We start from the raw sequence: 1,871 nt of genomic DNA, 5'->3' as shown, positions 1-1,871 counted from the left end.
CAAGCCAGAGGCGATACGTTTTAACGTGTAGATTGGGTCAGCGTTGCTCAGGCTGATTCGCGCTTTGGTCGCTTCCAGCGCAGCACGCCCCACATCCGGTGCATCCTGAATCGCTTTCAGGTAGTTCAGCAGTTGCACTACCGCAGTCTGTACTTCATCGAAGTAGGCTGGCTGAGCGCCTTGCGCATGCAGCATGGAATTCAGCTCTGCAAACGGCGCATGAATCATGGACGCAACTTTGTACTTTGGTGATTTCAGCAACTCTTCACGCGCTTCTTCATTTTCTGGTAACTCACTGAACAAGCGGGTGTTGTCTTCAAGGGTTTGAAGCAGACGAGTGAATGGCTGAGTGCTGCCCGTCAGGTTATCCAGCACCAAAACGGCGTTGTTGATGTCGACGAAGTACTTCACATCCACTTCGTTCATCGCGTTTCGCCATGTATTGGTGTAGTCGACGACGTAGAGCGAGCGAATCTTGTTCTTTAGGGCAATCTTGTCTGCAGCGCTGAATTCCGCCACTTGTGTCTGCCCCAATACCCAGCTGTCTATTAACGCCAGTTCAGAAACCGAATCCGACTGCTCAATAAAGTAGCTATCAAAACCTTGCTTGGTCAGCATGCGCGGCACCATCAGATTCTCACTGTCGATGACACGCTCTTCAAACACCACATCAAATACTGGTCCCACCTGGTTTCGCACATTGATGGGCGCACCAAGGTAGGTTGAAGAGTTGGATTTCAGGTTACGGTATACACGCTGCTCAATGGACATCGCACTCAAATCACGCTGCGCTTTAGAAATCAGCCCCTCGTAAGGTTTCACCGAGGCAATTGCAGCCTGATCACCTTCTTTATACTGAGTCGCCAAATCGGTGTGGTTCATGGCGTAATCGAGGTGCTCTAACAAACGTTCTTGAGTGACGCGGTTCCCTACAAACTGTCGTTGCCAGTTTTTAGAGAAGTAATCCATAACGAACTCTTTGTAACGACCGCTTTTGTCGATCATCATTCGGAACACCCTCAGAACTTCCAACTGATGCTCTTCGTTTTCCGCGTTCGACAACTCCAGTGCGATGTCTTTCATCAAAGACGGTAAATAACGGCTTTCTAGCAAAGCCAGATACGTCTGTTCGACTTTAGGACCAATCATATGCCCTTGATACAAGCCCATATCCGAAATGTATTCTGGTTTTTCACGGAAGAAACCGAACTCCAGTGTCGCTTCACGAATGGTATCAAGTGGCTCCAGAATCTCTTTCTGATTCAGCAAAGAGAGATCTTCTGGGTACTTGTTGCGGAATTCATTCACCTTAGCCAGTACCGCGTCCGCCTGATTGACGTTCTTGATGTAGTAACCGTGCCAACTGCCGATCAACATAAAGGTGGCGATAAGGCACACCACCGTCGACAACGCCACAATACGGCGTTTCTGCTTAGCTACGCGGAAGTTGTCCGACGCCAGACCCGCCTCTGGGTACACAATTCCGTTGAACAGTTTCTGGGTAAAGTAAACCGTGGAGTTTTTCGCGTCCTGCGCTCGGTTAATCGCGTGGCTCAGACCGTAACGGCGCGATGCCGCATCATCAAAGGCGTTGGAAGGCACGCCCTGCTGGAATACAGAAGTAAAGTAAACACCACGAACCAAAGCCGACGTCGAAAATTGATCGCTGCCCAATGCATCTTGCAGGAATTCGTGCAGCACTTCTTTCAAACCCGAGATCTGACGCGTAAAGCCATAGATGCTCTGACGCTCAGAATTGTCCATGGTTTCCAGCAGCGACAGTGGCAAACTCTCTTTAATGCGCTCAACAAATCGACCGTAATCTTCGGTGAATTCATCCAGCCATTTGTCGAGATTGTCGACCGAATCTA

The 1,871-nt window shown here is 49.5% G+C and carries 1 protein-coding gene; it reads right to left on the bottom strand.

What is annotated here, in order from left to right:
* On the bottom strand, positions 1 to 1,871 hold a 1,871-nt coding region (tssM, locus tag RH89_RS14615; RefSeq protein WP_004403412.1), incomplete at both ends, for a type VI secretion system membrane subunit TssM.

It is taken from the genome of Vibrio nigripulchritudo ATCC 27043, assembly GCF_000222685.1.
In the GTDB taxonomy this organism is placed as follows: Bacteria; Pseudomonadota; Gammaproteobacteria; order Enterobacterales; family Vibrionaceae; genus Vibrio; species Vibrio nigripulchritudo.
The sequence above is the reverse complement of the archived record's forward strand: the minus strand, read 5'-3'. Positions and strand labels throughout refer to the sequence as shown.